Origin of the sequence: Microcystis sp. LSC13-02, assembly GCA_002282935.1 — a bacterium.
Lineage (GTDB): Bacteria > Cyanobacteriota > Cyanobacteriia > Cyanobacteriales > Microcystaceae > Microcystis.
Genome location: MTBT01000222.1, coordinates 6444 through 23885 on the forward strand (window position 1 = coordinate 6444; position 17442 = coordinate 23885).

General features: G+C 41.4%; 23 protein-coding genes, 1 tRNA gene and 3 pseudogenes. 12 read left to right on the top strand and 15 right to left on the bottom strand.

What is annotated here, in order from left to right:
- Positions 1 to 226 precede the first annotated feature (226 nt).
- Together BGL89_RS13730 and nuoK are read left to right on the top strand one after the other, a co-directional pair.
- A complete protein-coding gene (locus tag BGL89_RS13730; protein WP_002762100.1) occupies positions 227 to 823 on the top strand; it encodes an NADH-quinone oxidoreductase subunit J in 597 nt (198 codons plus the stop codon).
- Positions 824 to 848: 25 nt separating this feature from the next.
- Complete coding sequence (nuoK, locus tag BGL89_RS13735) at positions 849 to 1154, top strand: NADH-quinone oxidoreductase subunit NuoK (RefSeq protein ID WP_197533180.1); 306 nt, start codon at positions 849 to 851, stop codon at positions 1152 to 1154.
- A gap of 65 nt (positions 1155 to 1219) precedes the next feature.
- Here nuoK and lptC read toward each other — a convergent pair whose 3' ends face one another.
- Complete coding sequence (lptC, locus tag BGL89_RS13740) at positions 1220 to 2368, bottom strand: LPS export ABC transporter periplasmic protein LptC (protein WP_286826176.1); 1149 nt, start codon at positions 2366 to 2368, stop codon at positions 1220 to 1222.
- Between the two features lie 74 nt (positions 2369 to 2442).
- A complete protein-coding gene (locus tag BGL89_RS13745) occupies positions 2443 to 3633 on the bottom strand; it encodes an HhoA/HhoB/HtrA family serine endopeptidase (protein ID WP_286826177.1) in 1191 nt (396 codons plus the stop codon).
- Positions 3634 to 3797: 164 nt separating this feature from the next.
- On the opposite strand from BGL89_RS13745, the gene BGL89_RS13750 reads away from it, so the two are divergent.
- The 3 genes from BGL89_RS13750 (at position 3798) to BGL89_RS13760 (ending at position 7045) form a co-directional block, all read left to right on the top strand.
- Positions 3798 to 5135, top strand: a complete 1338-nt coding sequence (locus tag BGL89_RS13750; protein ID WP_286826178.1) for a Mur ligase family protein — start codon at positions 3798 to 3800, stop codon at positions 5133 to 5135.
- Between the two features lie 109 nt (positions 5136 to 5244).
- The gene (locus BGL89_RS13755) at positions 5245 to 6048 is read left to right on the top strand and encodes a type 1 glutamine amidotransferase (protein WP_286826179.1); all 804 of its coding nucleotides are present in this window, start codon (positions 5245 to 5247) and stop codon (positions 6046 to 6048) included.
- Positions 6049 to 6124: 76 nt separating this feature from the next.
- Positions 6125 to 7045, top strand: coding sequence for a hypothetical protein (locus BGL89_RS13760; RefSeq protein ID WP_353743940.1), 921 nt, complete (start codon positions 6125 to 6127; stop codon positions 7043 to 7045).
- Here BGL89_RS13760 and BGL89_RS13765 read toward each other — a convergent pair.
- Positions 7028 to 7210 carry a cupin domain-containing protein gene (locus tag BGL89_RS13765; RefSeq protein ID WP_502692627.1) on the bottom strand — a complete coding sequence of 61 codons (183 nt, stop codon included), beginning with the start codon at positions 7208 to 7210 and terminating at the stop codon, positions 7028 to 7030. The two genes, BGL89_RS13760 and BGL89_RS13765, sit on opposite strands and share 18 nt — an antisense overlap.
- A 114-nt stretch (positions 7211 to 7324) precedes the next feature.
- On the opposite strand from BGL89_RS13765, the gene BGL89_RS13770 reads away from it, so the two are divergent.
- The gene (locus BGL89_RS13770) at positions 7325 to 7462 is read left to right on the top strand and encodes a hypothetical protein (RefSeq protein WP_286826181.1); all 138 of its coding nucleotides are present in this window, start codon (positions 7325 to 7327) and stop codon (positions 7460 to 7462) included.
- 108 nt (positions 7463 to 7570) lie between these two features.
- A pseudogene (locus BGL89_RS13775) lies at positions 7571 to 7873 on the top strand (PIN domain-containing protein); the annotation flags it as partial.
- Positions 7874 to 7938: 65 nt separating this feature from the next.
- On the opposite strand, the gene BGL89_RS13780 reads toward BGL89_RS13775, so the two are convergent.
- The 7 genes and pseudogenes from BGL89_RS13780 to BGL89_RS13810 form a co-directional block, all read right to left on the bottom strand.
- On the bottom strand, positions 7939 to 8364 hold the full coding sequence (locus BGL89_RS13780) for a putative toxin-antitoxin system toxin component, PIN family (protein ID WP_286826182.1): 426 nt from the start codon (positions 8362 to 8364) through the stop codon (positions 7939 to 7941).
- Positions 8342 to 8578: a type II toxin-antitoxin system VapB15 family antitoxin gene (gene vap15, locus BGL89_RS13785; RefSeq protein WP_286826183.1), complete on the bottom strand. Its 237-nt coding sequence runs from the start codon at positions 8576 to 8578 to the stop codon at positions 8342 to 8344. Before vap15 ends, BGL89_RS13780 begins: the two co-directional genes overlap by 23 nt.
- A gap of 348 nt (positions 8579 to 8926) precedes the next feature.
- Entirely contained in the window at positions 8927 to 9325 is a 399-nt protein-coding gene (locus tag BGL89_RS13790) for a type II toxin-antitoxin system VapC family toxin (protein ID WP_286826184.1), read from the bottom strand.
- Positions 9312 to 9554: a hypothetical protein gene (locus tag BGL89_RS13795; RefSeq protein WP_286826185.1), complete on the bottom strand. Its 243-nt coding sequence runs from the start codon at positions 9552 to 9554 to the stop codon at positions 9312 to 9314. Before BGL89_RS13795 ends, BGL89_RS13790 begins: the two co-directional genes overlap by 14 nt.
- 418 nt (positions 9555 to 9972) lie before the next feature.
- Positions 9973 to 10553, bottom strand: a pseudogene (locus tag BGL89_RS13800) (peptidylprolyl isomerase); the annotation flags it as partial.
- Positions 10554 to 10604: 51 nt separating this feature from the next.
- Positions 10605 to 11405 (bottom strand): annotated as a pseudogene (locus BGL89_RS13805) (caspase family protein); the annotation flags it as partial.
- A gap of 3 nt (positions 11406 to 11408) precedes the next feature.
- Positions 11409 to 11936, bottom strand: coding sequence for a hypothetical protein (locus tag BGL89_RS13810; RefSeq protein WP_286826186.1), 528 nt, complete (start codon positions 11934 to 11936; stop codon positions 11409 to 11411).
- An 88-nt stretch (positions 11937 to 12024) separates the two neighbouring features.
- On the opposite strand from BGL89_RS13810, the gene BGL89_RS13815 reads away from it, so the two are divergent.
- Positions 12025 to 12831: a hypothetical protein gene (locus BGL89_RS13815; protein WP_286826187.1), complete on the top strand. Its 807-nt coding sequence runs from the start codon at positions 12025 to 12027 to the stop codon at positions 12829 to 12831.
- Positions 12832 to 13045: 214 nt separating this feature from the next.
- On the opposite strand, the gene BGL89_RS13820 is transcribed toward BGL89_RS13815, so the two are convergent.
- Both BGL89_RS13820 and BGL89_RS13825 read right to left on the bottom strand, forming a co-directional pair.
- Complete coding sequence (locus tag BGL89_RS13820; RefSeq protein WP_286826188.1) at positions 13046 to 13366, bottom strand: hypothetical protein; 321 nt, start codon at positions 13364 to 13366, stop codon at positions 13046 to 13048.
- An 11-nt stretch (positions 13367 to 13377) separates the two neighbouring features.
- Positions 13378 to 13500: a hypothetical protein gene (locus BGL89_RS13825; protein ID WP_002796307.1), complete on the bottom strand. Its 123-nt coding sequence runs from the start codon at positions 13498 to 13500 to the stop codon at positions 13378 to 13380.
- A 165-nt stretch (positions 13501 to 13665) separates the two neighbouring features.
- Here BGL89_RS13825 and BGL89_RS13830 point away from each other — a divergent pair, with 165 nt between their 5' ends.
- The 3 genes from BGL89_RS13830 to BGL89_RS13840 are packed head-to-tail and all read left to right on the top strand — an operon-like array spanning position 13666 to position 14274.
- Positions 13666 to 13896 carry a hypothetical protein gene (locus tag BGL89_RS13830; protein WP_271971057.1) on the top strand — a complete coding sequence of 77 codons (231 nt, stop codon included), beginning with the start codon at positions 13666 to 13668 and terminating at the stop codon, positions 13894 to 13896.
- The gene (locus BGL89_RS13835; RefSeq protein ID WP_286826189.1) at positions 13893 to 14156 is read left to right on the top strand and encodes a ParE family toxin-like protein; all 264 of its coding nucleotides are present in this window, start codon (positions 13893 to 13895) and stop codon (positions 14154 to 14156) included. Before BGL89_RS13830 ends, BGL89_RS13835 begins: the two co-directional genes overlap by 4 nt.
- Positions 14128 to 14274 carry a hypothetical protein gene (locus BGL89_RS13840; RefSeq protein ID WP_286826199.1) on the top strand — a complete coding sequence of 49 codons (147 nt, stop codon included), beginning with the start codon at positions 14128 to 14130 and terminating at the stop codon, positions 14272 to 14274. The genes BGL89_RS13835 and BGL89_RS13840 overlap by 29 nt, the downstream gene beginning before the upstream one ends.
- Before the next feature lie 66 nt (positions 14275 to 14340).
- On the opposite strand, the gene BGL89_RS13845 is transcribed toward BGL89_RS13840, so the two are convergent.
- The 3 genes from BGL89_RS13845 to BGL89_RS13855 all read right to left on the bottom strand — a co-directional run bounded on the left by BGL89_RS13845 (position 14341) and on the right by BGL89_RS13855 (position 16713).
- Entirely contained in the window at positions 14341 to 15765 is a 1425-nt protein-coding gene (locus BGL89_RS13845; protein ID WP_286826190.1) for an AAA-like domain-containing protein, read from the bottom strand.
- A gap of 371 nt (positions 15766 to 16136) precedes the next feature.
- Positions 16137 to 16484: a YkgJ family cysteine cluster protein gene (locus BGL89_RS13850; protein WP_286826191.1), complete on the bottom strand. Its 348-nt coding sequence runs from the start codon at positions 16482 to 16484 to the stop codon at positions 16137 to 16139.
- A 157-nt stretch (positions 16485 to 16641) separates the two neighbouring features.
- A tRNA-Val gene (locus tag BGL89_RS13855) sits at positions 16642 to 16713 on the bottom strand.
- Between the two features lie 81 nt (positions 16714 to 16794).
- On the opposite strand from BGL89_RS13855, the gene BGL89_RS13860 reads away from it, so the two are divergent.
- Positions 16795 to 17331, top strand: coding sequence for a metal-binding protein (locus BGL89_RS13860; protein ID WP_046662393.1), 537 nt, complete (start codon positions 16795 to 16797; stop codon positions 17329 to 17331).
- Positions 17332 to 17442: the final 111 nt, after the last annotated feature.

A 17442-nucleotide genomic window follows, 5' to 3' on the forward strand; every position in this document is an offset into this window, starting at 1 on the left:
ATCCTATTTTCTTGCACTAACATCGGACTTTAACAGGTCAAAAGCTTTATTTTAAAAGGGTTTTACCATTATTCAGCAGACCCTAATTAGCAGTTAGGAGACTCCGAGATAGCTTTTTCTCCCCAATCCCCCCCGCAACGCGCACGCAGTGACCACTCCATCACCTAATCCCTGACTGATAACTAATAATTAATAACTCTCAAACATAAAAGGAGATGAAACTACTGTGAATTTAGCCGAGGGCGTTCAAATAGTATCTTTTGGCATTTTAGCAGCCCTGGTAATCGGGACCGCTTTAGGCGTGGTACTATTATCTAATATCGTTTATTCCGCCTTTTTATTGGGTGGTGTTTTTATCAGCATTTCGGGTTTATATCTCTTACTAAATGCTGACTTTGTAGCGGCGGCACAAATTCTAATTTATGTGGGCGCAATTAACGTTTTAATTCTCTTTGCCATTATGCTTGTTAACAAGCAAGAGGACTTTTCTGATATTCCTAAACGTTGGATTCGTCGGGCATCTACTGCTTTAGTTTGTGTGGGTTTATTTGTACTGTTATCGACCATGGTTTTAATCACGCCTTGGTCAATTTCTAGCACTTCTCCCGCAGTAGTGACTAATACTTTAGTAGAAATCGGTAAGCATTTCTTTAGTGATTTCCTGCTACCCTTTGAATTAGCTTCTGTGCTATTATTAATGGCCATGGTCGGAGCAATTATTTTAGCTCGTCGTGACCTTATCCCCACCCTGAAAGCTGAAGAACCTACGGCCACAGCCTTAACATTACCCGAACGACCCAGAGAATTAACCGCCCCTAAATAAGACCAAAGAAAGAGGTATCATGCAGATTCAGTTAGAGTATTATTTGTTATTAGCGGCGGCTTTATTTTGTATCGGAATTTACGGTTTAGTCACCAGTCGCAATGCTGTCCGGGTTTTAATGTCGATCGAATTGATGCTCAATTCCGTTAACATTAACTTAATGGGTTTTTCCAACTATCTTGACCCCGCTAATATCAGAGGCCAAATCTTTACTATTTTCGTGATTACCGTAGCGGCAGCCGAGGCAGCCGTGGGTTTAGCGATTATCCTGACTATCTATCGTAACCGCGACACCATCGATATGGAACAGTTTAACCTGCTCAAATGGTAAGCTTTTAAATATTTACCCCCCCTCTCCCTTTTTTGGGGAGAGTTTTTTTTGGCTAATTTTCCCTGTTAACGGGGATAAATCTCGGTGACAACTCGATCGGGGGAACTACTACTAACAACAATGTTATTATCTTCTAAAGTGCCGATCGCTTTATCGCCGGTGAGATTAAATTTTGGTTCCTGTTGTTCATAGATAATATTCCCCTCGGCCTCGACAATTTTTTCCGACATTTTCCAAGTTAAGATCTGACTATACAATTGCGCTCCAGTTTTCTGATTAATTCCCTTAACCCCATCCTTGAGATAAGCGATACGATTGCCTAATTCCACCACCACACGATTACCAGTAATAGTGATTTGATCTTGATATTGAAAAATTTCCGTGGGGCGATCGGACGTTAGGGTACGATTTTGATAGTTCCAAATTGCCTGAGAACCAGAAATCTGTAAAGGTGGTTCTAAAGAGCGATATTCGAGGTTTTCTTGTAGGATAACCTGATTATTTTTTCTTTCCCAACGACCGCCGATAGCAGTAAGGCGATCGATAATAGTTTTATTAATATAGCGATCAAAAGCGACTTTTTGATCGGTACTAATGACCTGTTGAGGAATTTCCCAGTACAGGCGCTCGGTTTGCAGGACAACACGGGATTCCTTGGCGGTAGCCACCACTTGACCTTGTAATTCTAGTTTTTCTTGGCGCGTGTGGTAGAGTCCTTGGCGAGCCTTGGCTTCTAGTTGTAGATGACTACCTTTGATCCCTTTGGGGGAGATTAAAATACCTTCCTTGGGTAGCCAACGCAATTCAGGCGCGTTAATAATGGCCTTATTGCGGGGATCTACAGCCACAATATTATCTTTGAGGAGAATTTCCTGGCCTTCCTTATAGACTTCACCGCGGTCAGCACTAACCTGTAAAACTACCTTCCCATCTTGATAGATATTACCCTTGATATTTTCCAGACGGGCAATTTTTTGGTCTTGGGTGTAGGTAGCTTTTTTGACTTGAATTTTCCAGAGGGGTTGTCCCGATGGGTTAGCCTGTTCTAAGGTGGCATTATTGAGAATTAAGCGGCCAGTTTCTTCAATTTTAGGCGATTCTGTCGGCGAAATTGTCGGCGGATCAGGCGGTTGACAGGCCGTTAATCCCAGCAAACCGATTAGGAGGGCAGCCCCGCGCCCAATTGATAGTTTTAAGTGTAACCGCTGCCTCAATTTCGATCGCTCCGCTGCTATTTTCTCTCCTCCCAGTGTAGGGTAAGGGGTCGCCCCTTGACCGAGCGGTATTGTTAATCGCTAGTTTTGCTGGGAAAAACCCCCGGTTGAACGGTGAGAGTTTGTTGTTTACCCCTGCGGTTAATCTCGATTTCCAGATTACCACCGATCGCACTGGTTTCTACACCTTGCTGCACATCGGAAGCGGTTTTAACGGGATTTCCTGCCACAGTTTCGATGATATCACCCGCTTGCATCCCAGCTTTTTGGGCGGGGGAATTTTCCACCACTCGCAGGACGATTACCCCTTCATTTTGGTCAATATTAAAGTTTAATTCTTTAGTTTCGTTCAATTGCTGCCGTAATTCTGGGGTTAGCGTCACCATGTGGATACCGATGTAGGGATGTTCCGCTTTACCCTTGCTAGATAGCTGTCCCGCCACTTTTTGGGCGGTTTCGATGGGAATAGCAAACCCTAAACCCTGAGCATCGGCCCGAATTGCCGTATTAATGCCGATAACTTCCCCCTTGGCGTTTAGCAACGGGCCGCCGGAATTGCCGGGGTTAATAGCGGCATCGGTTTGAATAAAACGGACTCGTTTATCGGGAACCCCGACTTCGCTGCTAGTCCGGCCCAAGGCACTAATAATGCCCACCGTAACCGTATTATCTAAGCCTAGGGGATTGCCAATAGCGATCGCCCACTCCCCGGGGATTAAAGTTTCGGCCTTGCCAAAAGTCACCGTCGGTAAATTTTCCGCCTCGATTTTCACCAGGGCCACATCGGTCATATTGTCAACCCCCAGAACTTTACCCTGATAGGTTTGACCGTTTTTCAGAGTCACTTTTACTTGGGTTGTGCCTTCCACCACATGGGCATTAGTTAAAAGTAGTCCATCTGTACTGATTATAAACCCAGAACCGGTTCCCCGTTCCAAATGCTCCCTGGGAATCGGCACTTCATTACCAAAAAAGCGCCGAAAAAAGGGCTGTTTAAATTCTTCGGGAATTTGGTCGGCCACTTCCCGGGCCGAGTCAATCCGCACCACCGCCGGCCCGACTTTCTGCACGGCCTGGGCGATAAAATTAACATTGCCGTCGTTTTGGGGAATAACAGGGAGAGAGAGGGAAGCGGGGAGGACTGCCGGCGGTTTATTTACCTCTAGGGGTGCTTTTCTGCTTAAATACTGATTTCCTAGCACCCCCACAGTACCGCCTAGGGCGAGTAATCCCAGTGAAATCCCCAATCTTGTCAATAAACCCATAAGCTCTAGCCCTAAAATGTCGTGTGCGGTAGAATCGGCGCAAAACTTACCTATAATTATAGGCTGTCTTTTTTGTCGGTAGGAAAGAATCAATGGGAACTTACCCCGTTTACCGGTCTTCTTTTAGCGGTAAAATCACGAAACAGCTATAAGAATCTCAGTTCATGCAATTGTTTGATCGCATCCGTTTAGGGATAGCCGTAGCGGTGGCTAAAACCGTTACTGCTCTGGTTAAAGGACTCCGTTTAGGGGCTGCCAGCGTCTTGCCGGGGGAAATTGCCCGTCGTCTCCATCCCCGTTTGTTACCGCTACTCTGTGGGCAAGTCCGACGGGGGGTAATCTTGGTGGTTGGCACGAATGGAAAAACTACCACTTCCCTACTGCTAAGAACTATTCTAGAGCGTCAGGGGGCAAAAGTCACCCATAATACCACCGGGGCGAATTTAATTAATGGTTTAATCACTGCTTTATTAGCCGATGCCAATTTATTCGGCACTTTAAAGGCTGATTATGCCATTTTAGAAGTGGATGAAAATATTCTCCCTTTGGTTTTAAAAGATTGTCGTCCTCGCGCTATTTTAGCTCTAAATTTGTTTCGCGATCAACTCGATCGCTATGGGGAAGTGGATACGATTAGTCGCCGTTGGCAAGGAGCCATATCTCCCCTACCCACCAATACTTTAGTGATTCTCAATGCTGATGATCCGACCCTTTCCCATTTGGGTCAACAACTGCCCCAACGAGTTGTATATTTTGGCTTAAGTGAGCCAGAATTATATCTGGAAGAAATTCCCCACGCTGTCGATTCTATTTACTGTCCTAAATGTGGTGCTTCTTTGGATTATCGCGGGGTTTATCTCTCCCATTTAGGGGATTTTAGTTGTCCTAGTTGCGGCTTTAAAAAGAGTAGTCCTGCTTTTCATAGTCAGGATTGGCCGCAGATTTTAATCGGTGTTTATAATAAATATAATACTTTAGCGGCGGGTTTAGTAGCCCAGGAATTGGGGATTAAAGATCGAGAAATTTTTGAGACAGTTCAGGGTTTTAAAGCGGCTTTTGGTCGAGCGGAAGAATTAGAAATTGAGGGTAAAAAAGTTAGAATTTTACTGTCTAAAAATCCCGTGGGTATGAATGAAACAATTCGCGCAGTGGCTGATATTTTACAGAAAGAAAAGTCTTCTACTACTCTCTTGGTTCTCAATGATCGCATCCCCGACGGTACGGATGTTTCTTGGATTTGGGATGTGGATACGGAAAAATTAACCCGTTTGGGAACAACTTTAGTAGTGACAGGCGATCGACTTTATGACATGGCTTTACGCTTACAATATAGTCAGGATAGTCTCGCTTCTCCCGTTAATTTAATTGTTGAATCCGAGCTAAAAAAAGCGATCCAAATTGCGATTAATAACACCAAAAATGAGGAAACTTTACATATTTTACCTACCTATTCTGCTATGTTAGAAGTACGAGAGATTCTCACGGGACGAAAGATTTTGTAGAAGTTAGAAAAGAGTGAAGATTGGTGTTAGGTGTTGGGGTGTTAGTTGAATTTCCCCCATCCCCTATCCCCCATCCCCTATCCCCCATTCCCTAATCCCCTAAAAAATTATGCAAGAACTAGAACTAAAAATCGGCTGGTTATATCCGACATTAATGAGTACCTACGGCGATCGAGGTAATGTTATTACTATCCAAAGAAGATGTCAATGGCGTGATATTGCTGTGACAATTATTCCCCTAGATGCTCAAACAGAAGCCGAGACATTTTATCAAGTAGATATAATTGTTGGGGGTGGGGCGCAGGATCGGCAGCAGGAGATCGTTATGCGCGATTTACAAGGGGCAAAAGCAGCGGCGATGAAAGAACAATTATCGGCAGGAATACCGGGAGTTTTTACCTGTGGTTCCCCACAATTATTAGGACATTATTACGAACCAGCTTTCGGTCAAAGAATCGAAGGATTAGGATTATTAGACCTAGTAAGTAAACATCCCGGACCAGATGCAAAACGCTGTATCGGTAACGTAGTTTTTGAAATTACTGCCTCCCCCTTAGCGGAGGAAATTAAAGCTATGACCGGGGAAAAACCGCTAGTAATTGGCTTTGAAAATCACGGGGGTCGTACCTATTTACAGACCGTTTCTCCCTTAGGAAAGGTGATTACCGGTTACGGAAATAACGGAGAGGACGGTTATGAAGGGGCATTTTACCACAATGCGATCGCCACCTATGCTCACGGTCCCCTACTACCCAAAAATCCCTTTTTAGCCGATTGGTTAATCACAAAAGCTTTAGAACAAAAGTATCAAAAAGCCATTTTTTTAGCAAAACTTGATGATTCTCTGGCCCTGAAAGCAAGATTTGCCATGTTTGAACGACTAGAACTAACCGGCGTGACCAATAAAGCCTAAACTGGTCATATACACTTATGGCAGGAGATAGTCAAACTAGCCATTAAGAATTTTAATTGTGGCAGCTTATGAAATTATGACTGGAAAAATTATCGATCGTCAAACGGCGGGGTTTCTCGTCCTCATCATTCCCCTAGCGGTGCTAATCATCCTTGTTTTTACCGCTTGGCCATTGATCCTACTGGTCTTCTTCTTAACTCTTGCAGTCAAGGTGTGGCAAGACTATCGCTGGTCAAAATTATCGACGGTGATTAACCCCTATTTCAATCAACTTTTACAGGACAATCAAGGTTGTCTCACCCCGATTGACCTATCGGCAAAAGCCAATCTCACGGCCAAATTAGCCAGACAATTTTTAGACAAAAAAGCTGAGGAATTTGGGGCGCAAAAAAAAGCTGTAGGCGATAAGGGTATGGCCTATTACTTTATCACCGCCAGTACCTTGGGGAGTATTTTTGATGAGAGTGACCCCTCTTTAGAAGAAATAGGGGAAAAACAAGTTCCTGCGATTACTGCCTCGAGATCACCTCTGACCACTTTAGAGCAATCCCAGGAGGCTAAATCCCCCCTGATTGTCGCCGAGAAAAGCGAAAATTCTGTCTCGGAGGTTCCTGTTATTTCCTCCTCCCAACCTCTGACTAATTTAGGTAAATTATTTGAGGAAAAAGAGGAAGAAAAAACCGAAACGATCGCTGTTCAAGAAACGGTAATTCAAGAACCGGAGGAGATAATTAATCCTAGTTTGAACAGTCCTGACAGTTCTTTATCCCAATCAGAATCAGAAGTTAGGGAAGAATCTCTAACCACTGTATCTGAAACCATCTCATCGATGAGTTTGGCGGATTTGGCTAAACGTTTAGGAGTTACCCCAGCCGTTTTGGGTAGAAACAAAAAAAATAAATCGGAAGCAGAATTTGCCGATTGGAGTCGCATCAGAGATCCCGATGGTATTGCTTGGAAATTTGACGCAAAAAACTCCTTATTTGTGGTCAGCTGATAGGGAATTTGTTTTGTTTTTTAGACAGGCATTGAGCCTGTCTTTTTTGGCTCTACGTCCGACTCCTGTTTCATCTACAAAATTGCCTTCAAGCACCAAAATATCTTCACCACCAGGATGTCCATGCAGCGGGAAAAAACCACCGGGATAGAATCGAGTCAGCATTGTCAATGGATGATCCTGGATTTCATGGTCAGACTCGAAACAGCCAAACCATAATGGTTCTTCCGAACTTACACTGTAGAAAATTCCTCAAGCTCCCTTTCAGAATTAGAAATGATGTCCGATGAAAATCTAAATCAGAAAATTAGGCAAGTTTTGGGAGTACAAGCAATGGCGGGAATGCTGAAGGATTTAACTTCGGAACAAATGGCAGAGTTTGACGCAGTGATCGCAAGTTTTAGACAAAAATATTAAATAGTCGTGGGTTATCTACTCAATACTAACATCGTCACAGCTATTCTCAAAGACAACTAAGTAGTTGTTGAGAAATTAAGTGAAGTAAGACTACAAGGAAATGATGTTTTTATAAGCTGTATTACCTATTTAGAAACTGAGGCTGGGTTATTAGCAGTTAAAGCAACGAATAAGTTAGCAAGATTTCAGGATTTGTGCCGCACTGATTTAAGAGTATTGTTATTAGATACAATGGAAATTGTCCATGAAGCTGCAGCAATTTCTGCTGATTTAAGGCGCAAAGGAACCCCAATACAAATGGCTGATATTCTCATTGCAGCAACAGCTATTAGCCATAATCTCATCCTCATTTCTGATGACTCAGATATGCTGAGAGTTCAGAGATTAACCGTAGAAAATTGGCTGCGATGATGTAGGGAGATAAGCTGTTCATCATTGTAATCAAACCAATCTTATCCTAGGTTGGGTTTCGTTCCTCAACCCAATCTACAGATTACTAAAAATTGTTGATAAGTAACAATTTTAGTTATTCCAAATTGTTGCAAAATCAATAAATCTTGATCGCCTGTAATTAAAAAATCAGCTTGACTATCTTTGGCTAAGGCTAAAAGGTAGTTATCTTTAGCGTCTCTACAGATATTAATTTTTGATTTAGTCTCAATACATAACCCAATTATGCTTAAAAGTTCAAGTAATTCTTGAACTTTACTTTTTGGAAAATGCTTTTGTAATTTTGGTCTTTTGGTAACAAGGTTAATTTCATTAAGTAGCTGTGGAGAAAAAATCGGCACAAGAGTTTTTTCAATCAGTAGATATTTTAAACTGGCTAACTGTTTACCAATAAGAAAGCTAATCCAAAGGTTAGTATCAATAATAACTTTAATCGGTGGCTTGTTGTCCATAAATTTTATCCCTAACTTCCTCCACTTCTTCGGTAATTGTCTCTAGGGAAAGCTCATCAGTTTTAAAGGTTTCTAAAAGTTGGGTTAATTTTTGATTTAAAGTTTCTTTTTCGAGTTCTTTACTGAGTTTTATTTTGTCACTTTCTGGGAGTTGTTTAACCAAATCTAAAATCTGGTCAAAGTTTAAGGTTAGTTGGTAAGTTTTTTGGTTCATTTTCTCAAATTATTGTTTATTGATAAAGTTTAATTGCTCGCAGTGCATACTCAAAACAACATTCCCGAATATCTATTTGTTTTTTCTATTTTTTTTGATAATTCATAATTCATAATTCATAATTCATAATTCATAATTCATAATTCATAATTCATAATTTATCTATCGAGTTCTGTGAAAAGCTGATGTTTACATGAGCAAAATCCCTAAAATTAGACTTGATAAAAAACCTGAGATCGTTATATTCTACAGGTAACAAGCTTTTAAACGAGAGAGCCACGCCCCACGCACCAATTATATCATTCATTCTACCTGAATATCAAACAGGAACTAGAAACCTGTTCCGGATTACATTTGTTCTTGAAAAAGATTTTGAAATGGCTCCGTATTTTTCCAACGATAGGTATTAAAATCTCGATAATCAACGGAAATAATTTGACCTGAACCTAATTCTTCTGCTAAAATAACCAAAGATGCGTCGGCTAAATCCATTGGCAAATCTCTATATTTTTGCATCAGTTCTAGGTTGAATACCTGTAGTTCTCCTGTGGAGATTTTATGAATAAGGGTTTTTGGGACATCTATTCCCACTCGTTTTTGTAGTAAGTAGCAAGTTTCAGTAACAACGCACCAGGTTGTAATAAATTGTTGATTGATGAATTTTTGGAATTGTTTTTTTGCTAATGGGTGAAGTAAGTCGTTTTTATTAGCAAGAGCCAGCCAGAAACCAGTATCAACAATGATCATATTTTTGCTTAAGTTCACTTGTTAAATAGGTTTTATAGTTTTGCGAAAGGTCTGGTTCAGCTTCTATACAACCGATAAAGTCAGACCAATCTTCTGTTCCCTGCTCTTTCATTTCCTGTGGGTTGGGAGAATATCGTTTTTTGAGAATACCTACAAGTTCAAGAATAGTCTGTTGTGCGTCGAGGGGAAGGGACGCAATATCTTCTTGAATCGTTTCTAGGTTTATCATTGTCATTATCTCTTTATGGTTGATTGTATCAATTTTAAGATAAAAATCGAGTTCTGTGAAAAGCTGATGTTTACGGGAGCAAAACCCCTAAAATTAGACTTGACAAAAAACCTGAGATCGTTATATTCTATAGGTAACAAGCTTTTGCACGAAAGAGCCACGCCCCACGCACCAATTATATCATTTATCAAACAGGAACTAGAAACCTGTTACTAGGGAGAGATTGCTACGGGGGGATATTCGGTAGCAGTTAAATAATCATAATAAAAACCACAGAGGACACAGTAGCGGCTCTTGTCGGGTGCGTTAGTGATAGCATAATACACCAATTTTCTTAAGAAGGTGCGTTACGGCGCGATCATAATTTAATTATTAACAAATTTCCTTTAAATACGCGCCTAACACACCCTACAAGCTACTATTTTTTCAAATTTTCTGCACCAGAAACAACTTTGGCCGAGTCAATTTTATCCCCTTGTTTGATCGTATCGATCACTTCCATTCCCTCAGTTACATAACCAAAAACGGCATAATCACCATCGAGGACAGAGCAAAATAAAACTGAGAAGAAGCGGAATTAAGTTGTGTAGAACGAGCCATCGCGATCGCACCGCGTTTATGGGGTAAAGCGACGATGGGAGTGCGCGACGTGGCCTGTTGACCGATTGATTTCCCATAAATCGGCTCTTTTTCGTCTTTGAGGAGAATTTCGAGGGGAACATAACGAGGTTGCTTGGTTTCTGGATCGACAAAACCACCAGTTCCGCGACCTTGGGGATCACCACCTTGGGCGACAAAAGGCTGCGGTTCTGTAACCACGCGATGGAAAGTTAAACCATTATAAAAACCTCTCCCCACGAGATCCACAAAGTTACCAGCAGTAATTGGGGCCGCATTACCATCAATTTCGATCTTTACCGGTTTACCTTTGATGATCATCTCGACGACAGCAGTTCCATCTAAGCGGGGTTTGTAATTATCCATGTTGACACTGCTAGTCACAGGAGGAGGGGTTGTTTCAGTCTTTTGATTAAAAGCAAATTCTCCTATTAAAGAAGATGAAGTCCAAGGAACTTGATAATTATTAGTATTTTGGGCAACATCAGAGCGGACTTTTCGCATCATTAAATCCACTTCCATATTGGGAGTTTTAATATATTTTAATAAATAGGAAGTAAATAATCCATTCCGTCCAGTACCATCACTAGCTACTTTTCCCGGTGCAGTAGCAAAAGCAATTAAAGTTCCTGATGCTGCTTGTACTGGTGCTGTTAATCCCCTGCTAGATGAACGCCAAAATTTACGAAAAGGATTATCTCGACAAGCATCTAAAATCACAATATTAATTCGATTACCTGCATCTTCCATTCTGCCGAGTATTTTCCCCAAAGGCATTGACTCATACTCAACATCTTTTTCAGCTTTAATCTGAGCATTAACAGGAATGAGATAATTTTCTCCTTCTACCTGCATTCCATGACCTGCATAATAAAATAAACCGACGTAACCTTGATTAATTCGAGTGGTAAACTGATCGAGAGCATCATCCATTTGTCGTTTAGAAGAATCCTTGAGCAAAATTACCTCAAAACCTAATTCCTTCAAAGCATTAGCCATATCTGTGGCATCATTAAGCGGTGTATCAAGCTTACCAACTTGGTAATTTGCATTGCCAATCACTAACGCGATCCTTTTCTGCTGTTGTGTGTTTGGACGATTTTGGGGGACAGCGTAATTGATGCCCTTAAACGGCAAAAATTTGCCTCGCTCAGGAGACATCCACATCGCAACACTTAGGATAGTTGTTGTGATGATTAAATAACCCAGAAGTTTAAGACGAGAGATAGACATAATTTATTTTTTGGGCATAGTAAAGGCTTCTAAAGTCATTTTTTGAGGCGAGTTAAAACTAATTTTAGATAGTACATGAACCTTGTCCTTGATATTAAGTAGCTTTCGTAATTCTTCAGGTGTTAATACCCTATTTAAGTTGACTTTAGCCGACTGGGGAGGATTTTGTAACCTTAAAGCCGTGACAGGAACTCCTGGCCAAGTTTTAACATAACCTCGGATACGAGAAGGAAGAGGTTCACCCTCAATCCAGACATCTCCTTCAAATTCTATCGATTTAATTTGATTCAGAGGAACCGTTTCTGAATCACCCCCCGCCGACAGTCTCAAACTTGCCTGATTAAAAGCTGTTAACCGTCCCGTCAGAGGATTTCCCCGCTTGAGTACCACCGTCGCCTTATCCGGTACAGCCACCTCTAACGCCGTTTCCTGACTGCGGACAGAACCCTGAAGCCATTCTAACCGCCGATCGCTTGCTACTCCCAGCAACAGCAAAGAGAAAATACTCCCCCGCAAAATAGCTTTCATCATCCGATTAACCCCTCAATATCGAAATAAATAAGAGATGATAGAATTTTAACATCTCCTTTTTCACTTCAACCATCCCAGGCAGTTTGTCATGACTGATCCCGACAATTCCTCAGAATTTAATCCTCTCGGTAAACTAATTAGTGTATTGGTTTTATTAGCCGCTGCTCTTTACTTTACTGGCTGGATTTATCGCTGGGCATACTTTAGCTTTTTTCACCTCGAAGTTACGACTCTGAGTCTTCCTAACGAATCCTTTTATTTTGCCGCTTTTCAAACATTTTTTGGAGACCTTTGGGCAATTCCTAGAAAAATCCTATTTTTATTGGTGATTATAGGTGCTACTGTCATCACCTTTGCCGGACAAAGATGGCTGATAAAATATCTGAAAAGATTACCGATTGCTTTGAGTAAATCCCAAGCTAAGATCGTTAATTTTTTATCATCCCTATTGAATGAATTTATTATCGTTATTTTTGTACTGATGGCTCTTTTTTGGCTGGCAACCTGGCAAGCAAAAGATGATGCTTGGAAAGATGCTGTTAATGAAACTTCTTCTTTACCGATTGTCACGATTGTTATGCCTCAAGATGCCAGTTTAGGACGAAAACTTAATAATCCTTTAGAAAGTCGTTCCACAAAAACTAACCTACCTAATTTTAGGATTATCGGCGATCTTCAATCCTACAAACGTTTATTAGATAACGAACTTAATGATATTAGTAACCCTGATAAACCGAGAATTTGGCGACTGTTGCTCAAAGGCAATGGTTATTCCTATATTTTCCCAGCATTACCAAAAAAAGAAGCTAAATTAACCTTTCCGGTTGTGATGGTTTATGAAAGAGATAACGGTGTTCAATTGACAATTCTTAATTCTTCCATGTCCCAACCCTAGCATCTAAAACATAAGTAGGTAGGTGTTAAAAGTTGTCAGTTCCCCCCTTATCAAGGGGGGCAGGGGGGATCAGTAGAGGATGATAAAGTGTTGAGTCGGTCACAAATCCGGTCAAAAAACCAAAATTAACAATCCGCCGTAACGCACCAATTATATCATTGATTCTACCTGAATATCAAACAGCAACTAGAAGCCTGTTCCCCGGCAGTGGAAGTTAGGGGTTGCTAACAGGGGGAACAGTGATGACAAAGCGGATGACAGTTCCGATAACTGCTGTTGCCAAGATAGTGATTAATGCCCAAATTTGGGCTTTCTGGGAGCCTTTAATCTCTTTTAGATCACCTTGTAAGGTGTTGAATTCTCCCTGTAATGCCTTGAGGTCTCCCTTGACTTCGGCCTCGAATCTGACTTGAACAATCTTCATGTCTGTGACATCTTTCTGGAGCGCGTCTAGCTTCTGATTGGTCTCTTTAAGATTCTGATTAATCTGGTCTAGGATTTTTCCTAAATCGGTTTCGATGGTGGGGCCGCTCATGGGTTAGACTCCTAATTAATTGGTGCTGTTGTTTCCGACTTAGATTTCAGTGTTTGAACAAATTGTAAAACTTTTTGTTGCTTTTCCGGTGTCAGTTCTCGCCATTGTTCAAGTAGTTCTTCTTCTTTACCCATAAATACCTCTCTTTACCCATAAATACCTCGCTCTTCAATTATAAATTGTTTGGTTTTGAGCGAGGCTAATTGACCACAAAGCCACAGAGGACACAAAAATCATATCATTTTTGGTTTGCGGTGGACGTTGTAGAATAGAGAAAACCTACTACGCTGATAGATACCATGCCCTCGACCGCTATTACCACGATCATCAAGATGGTTGAGTCTCTGCCTGATGAGCTTCAAGAGCAGTTAGTAGAGTACGTTCGAGCTTATATTGCAGAAATTGAAGAAGAAAAACGATGGGATCAGTCTTTTAAACAGACGAAGAATAATCTAGTCGTAGCAGCTCGAAAAGCCAAAGAAGAGATTGCGGCAGGATTGTCCGCACCGATGGATTATGAGCAGCTATGAATTCCGCAACATTGCCTTCATTTTGGCAGAAGTATCGCAACTTGAAGCCAGCAGTCAAAGCCGGAGCCAGGAAAGCATATCGGTTATGGGTGGAGAATCCGTTTCATCCATCGTTACATTTTAAGTGTATTGACAGCGACGAAGATATTTGGTCAGTGCGTGTAACGAAGAGTCATCGAGCTTTGGGAGTGCTGTCAGGGGATACAGTGACCTGGTTTTGGATTGGCGATCATGATGAGTACGAAAAGTTTTATTCCTAAAACACAGGAACTAGAAGCCTGTTCCACGGGAACTTTAAAAACCCACTTCCCACTCTCCTATACTTTTAAACAGGATTTAGTATCACTCCCTCATAATGACATTGTTGATTTTCGTTGAGGATGTTTATGGTGATAATTTTAGCACTCGTAGGCTTTGTTAGTCGAGCGCCTAACGGACTATAAACTACATGGCATAGCGACTTTTTTCGGAAGTATCAAAGTGAGCAAGCGTAATTTTTTTGGCGAAGATAGAAGTTTTTCGAGGCAAAAAAACAGAACGTTGCCGGAAATATTCGCCAAAATATTGACGGTAGAGAGGACAACTCACTCGGCAAAACTTACCTTGTCGGTGAATCAGTCCGAGACTTTCTAGGTGAAAAGCTGCCATTAAATCAATTTCTATGTCTTTTTCTGCCATCACCACCTTAGCAAAGATAGCCGCTAAATTGCCTTTTAAGTATTGTAGATGCGAAAGTAACCGTTTAAGATGGTCTGCAAAAATATTATTTTCCTCGTCGATCGAAGTAGCTAAAATGGTTTCTAGGGTACAATTACCCCGAGCAATATGATAGCAAGCAAGACGAATTAAATAGGGATTACCCCCTAGAAATATCCATAATTTTTCGTAGTCAAAATTCTGATCTAATCCCTGTCTTTGACTTAATTCTCGTACTTGTGCGCTGGTAAAATTAGGCAATTCGATCGGTAGGCCAAGACCAAAAGGAGATTGATAGGTATCTGAGGTTTTACCAAGCTCGTGTGCAGGGGAATAGGCAACAATTAAACGTAATTTTTGCCAGAGGGGTTTGTTTTTGCCTTCCTCGTGCCAGAGGTGCAGAATACTAAAAAATTCTTCCCTTAGCTGTGGATAGGATAAAAGATATTCAAGATCATCAAAGGCAATCACTAAAGGGCGATCGAGATGGGAGAGAATATGCTTTTCTAGATAGATTTTACAGTTAATTTTACCCCCCAAGAATTCATCCCAATTCTGTGGGAGATGATTGTCTAAATCTAACTGGCGACTAATACTAACACAAAGCCAACGCAGCCAGTGATTTAAATCTTGAAAAATTGAGCTTTCTGCTAACCGAAAACTGAAATAAAGCGTATGGTATTGCTGTTGTTGTGCATAATTAATAATTCTAGTCATCAGGGAAGTTTTTCCCATTTTTCTGGCCGCGTTAATCCGGATAAGACTACCCCCGCGCAAGATCTCTTGATAACAAATCTGTTCTAGATTATTTCTGTTGATATAAAAGGGGGAATCGAGGGGTACTTGTCCCTCTGGTAACTCAGGCAATAGTTGAGGATTAATAGTATCAGTTTCTGGCAAGTTAGGACGATAATAATCGCTATTTTCTAGAGTTAAATTAAAAGCTTGAAAACAATGTTTCAGGGTTTGTTTATCCACTCCCGATTCACAAGCAAATACCTTCATCAGAGTATCTACCCCTAAAAGAGTTTTCTCGCTGAGGACTTCTAGGGTGAAACGATGACCGCGATTATCCCGATATTCCGCTTCTTGTTTGGCAGTAAGTAATTTTTCTAGTCCTGTGGGGGTAAGGACAACCCCGCGTCTGCGGCGCTGTTTTTCTGGTTTTTCCATGATAGTTTTTCCCTGTCCTGAACTCAAACTCTGCACCTCTACTAGAGGTTTTGAGTTTCCTATAGACTTCTCCTCAACAGGGAAACAATCAATTCCGTAATTTTACTGGTTTTGGTGGTTCTTCGTTACTTAGTATGGTTCGATAGGGTGGCATAAATGGACTAAATCCTTATCTGGCAAGAGATTTGATTGATTAGTTCGCTCTAGATCGAAAACAATTAACAAAAATCGCCAAATGTCTTTCTCTATAAGAGTTTCATTGCTTATAACCCTGTACATTGCATAAGACAAACCGAAGAACCGTTTTGGTTTAGCCATCGAGAAGGTAGGAAAAATAACCAGACCACTTATTTCTGGGATAGGGATAAATCTTAGCCTACTTGCTGACGATAGCTATTCATTTCTAGGCTATCTTCCCCATAAAGATCCTCAATGTGTTGATGACAGCAATCGATCGCAAATTGCTCAAATTCTCTCGGTTCGATTTGATACATTTTGGCAAAAATATCCGGTTGAACACGACAAAATTCCGGTCTCTGGTCATAAATGGTACAGAGACGGGTTTGGCGATCAAAGTATATACACCAACCCTCTTCCCCCACCATGCTGAGATATTGACTTAATTGTGCGGGAGTCAGATATTCTTCTAAGTCAGGACGCTCATCGGGATTTAGTTGACAACAAGCTCCACAATTTTTAATACATTTCCAATTGGCCATATAACCGGTGTGCCGCGATGAATTAATCCTAGTACCTACTGACTAGCTTACTAGCAATTAGTCCCAATTTTGCCTTCCCGCAGCAATTCCCCTCAATAGTTTTAATCTCAGCCGGCGATCGGGAGTGAAAGCTTGACGAGGTCAGGATTGAGAAAAATGGGCGTTGTAAGGGTCGAACTTACGGCATCCTGCTTGTAAGGCAGGCGCTCTACCACTGAGCTAAACGCCCGAATCATTTTTGCACTTTCTCACCATAACATATATTTTTAAAAAAGTATATTATTTTTTTGAGCGAGTTGATTTTTTTCCGATGCCCTCTGGTCGAACTCACGATCGCATTACCCTAATTCTGCTGCCACCGATTGCGGGGGCGAGTTTTTTGGTCAGTGGCAGTGGTAACTTAACTCTGTTACTCTTGGCCAGTTATTTGTTTAGCGGATTTCTGTTTGGACCAGATCTTGACATCCACTCAGTACAATACAAACGTTGGGGTTATCTACGCTGGTTGTGGCTACCCTACCGTTCCATGATCCGTCATCGCGGTTGGTTATCCCACGGTTTATTGATCGGCACAGTCTTTCGGTTATTTTATCTTGGTAGTTTTCTTTTACTAGCGGCGATCATCATCATCCCGATCCTGCAAAGTTTCTGGGGTATAGACTGGGATTGGCGACTGTGGCCGCAGCAAGCGATCGCATTATGGCAACAGTATCCCCGGGTAGCGATCGCTATTTTCCTGGGTTTAGAATTAGGGGCGATGAGTCATAGTTGTAGTGATTGGATCGGATCGGCCTACAAACGTTCTCGAAAAGTGGCTCAAAAACCGGTAAAAAAGAAAAAACGTTAATAGTCCCCGTCCACAATTTCTAATTAGGGTCTGCTGAAAAAGTTTTTCGGTGGGGGTAGGAGTCAGGAGTCAGGAGTCAGGAGTCAGGAGTCAGGAGTTTCAGGCTTTGTT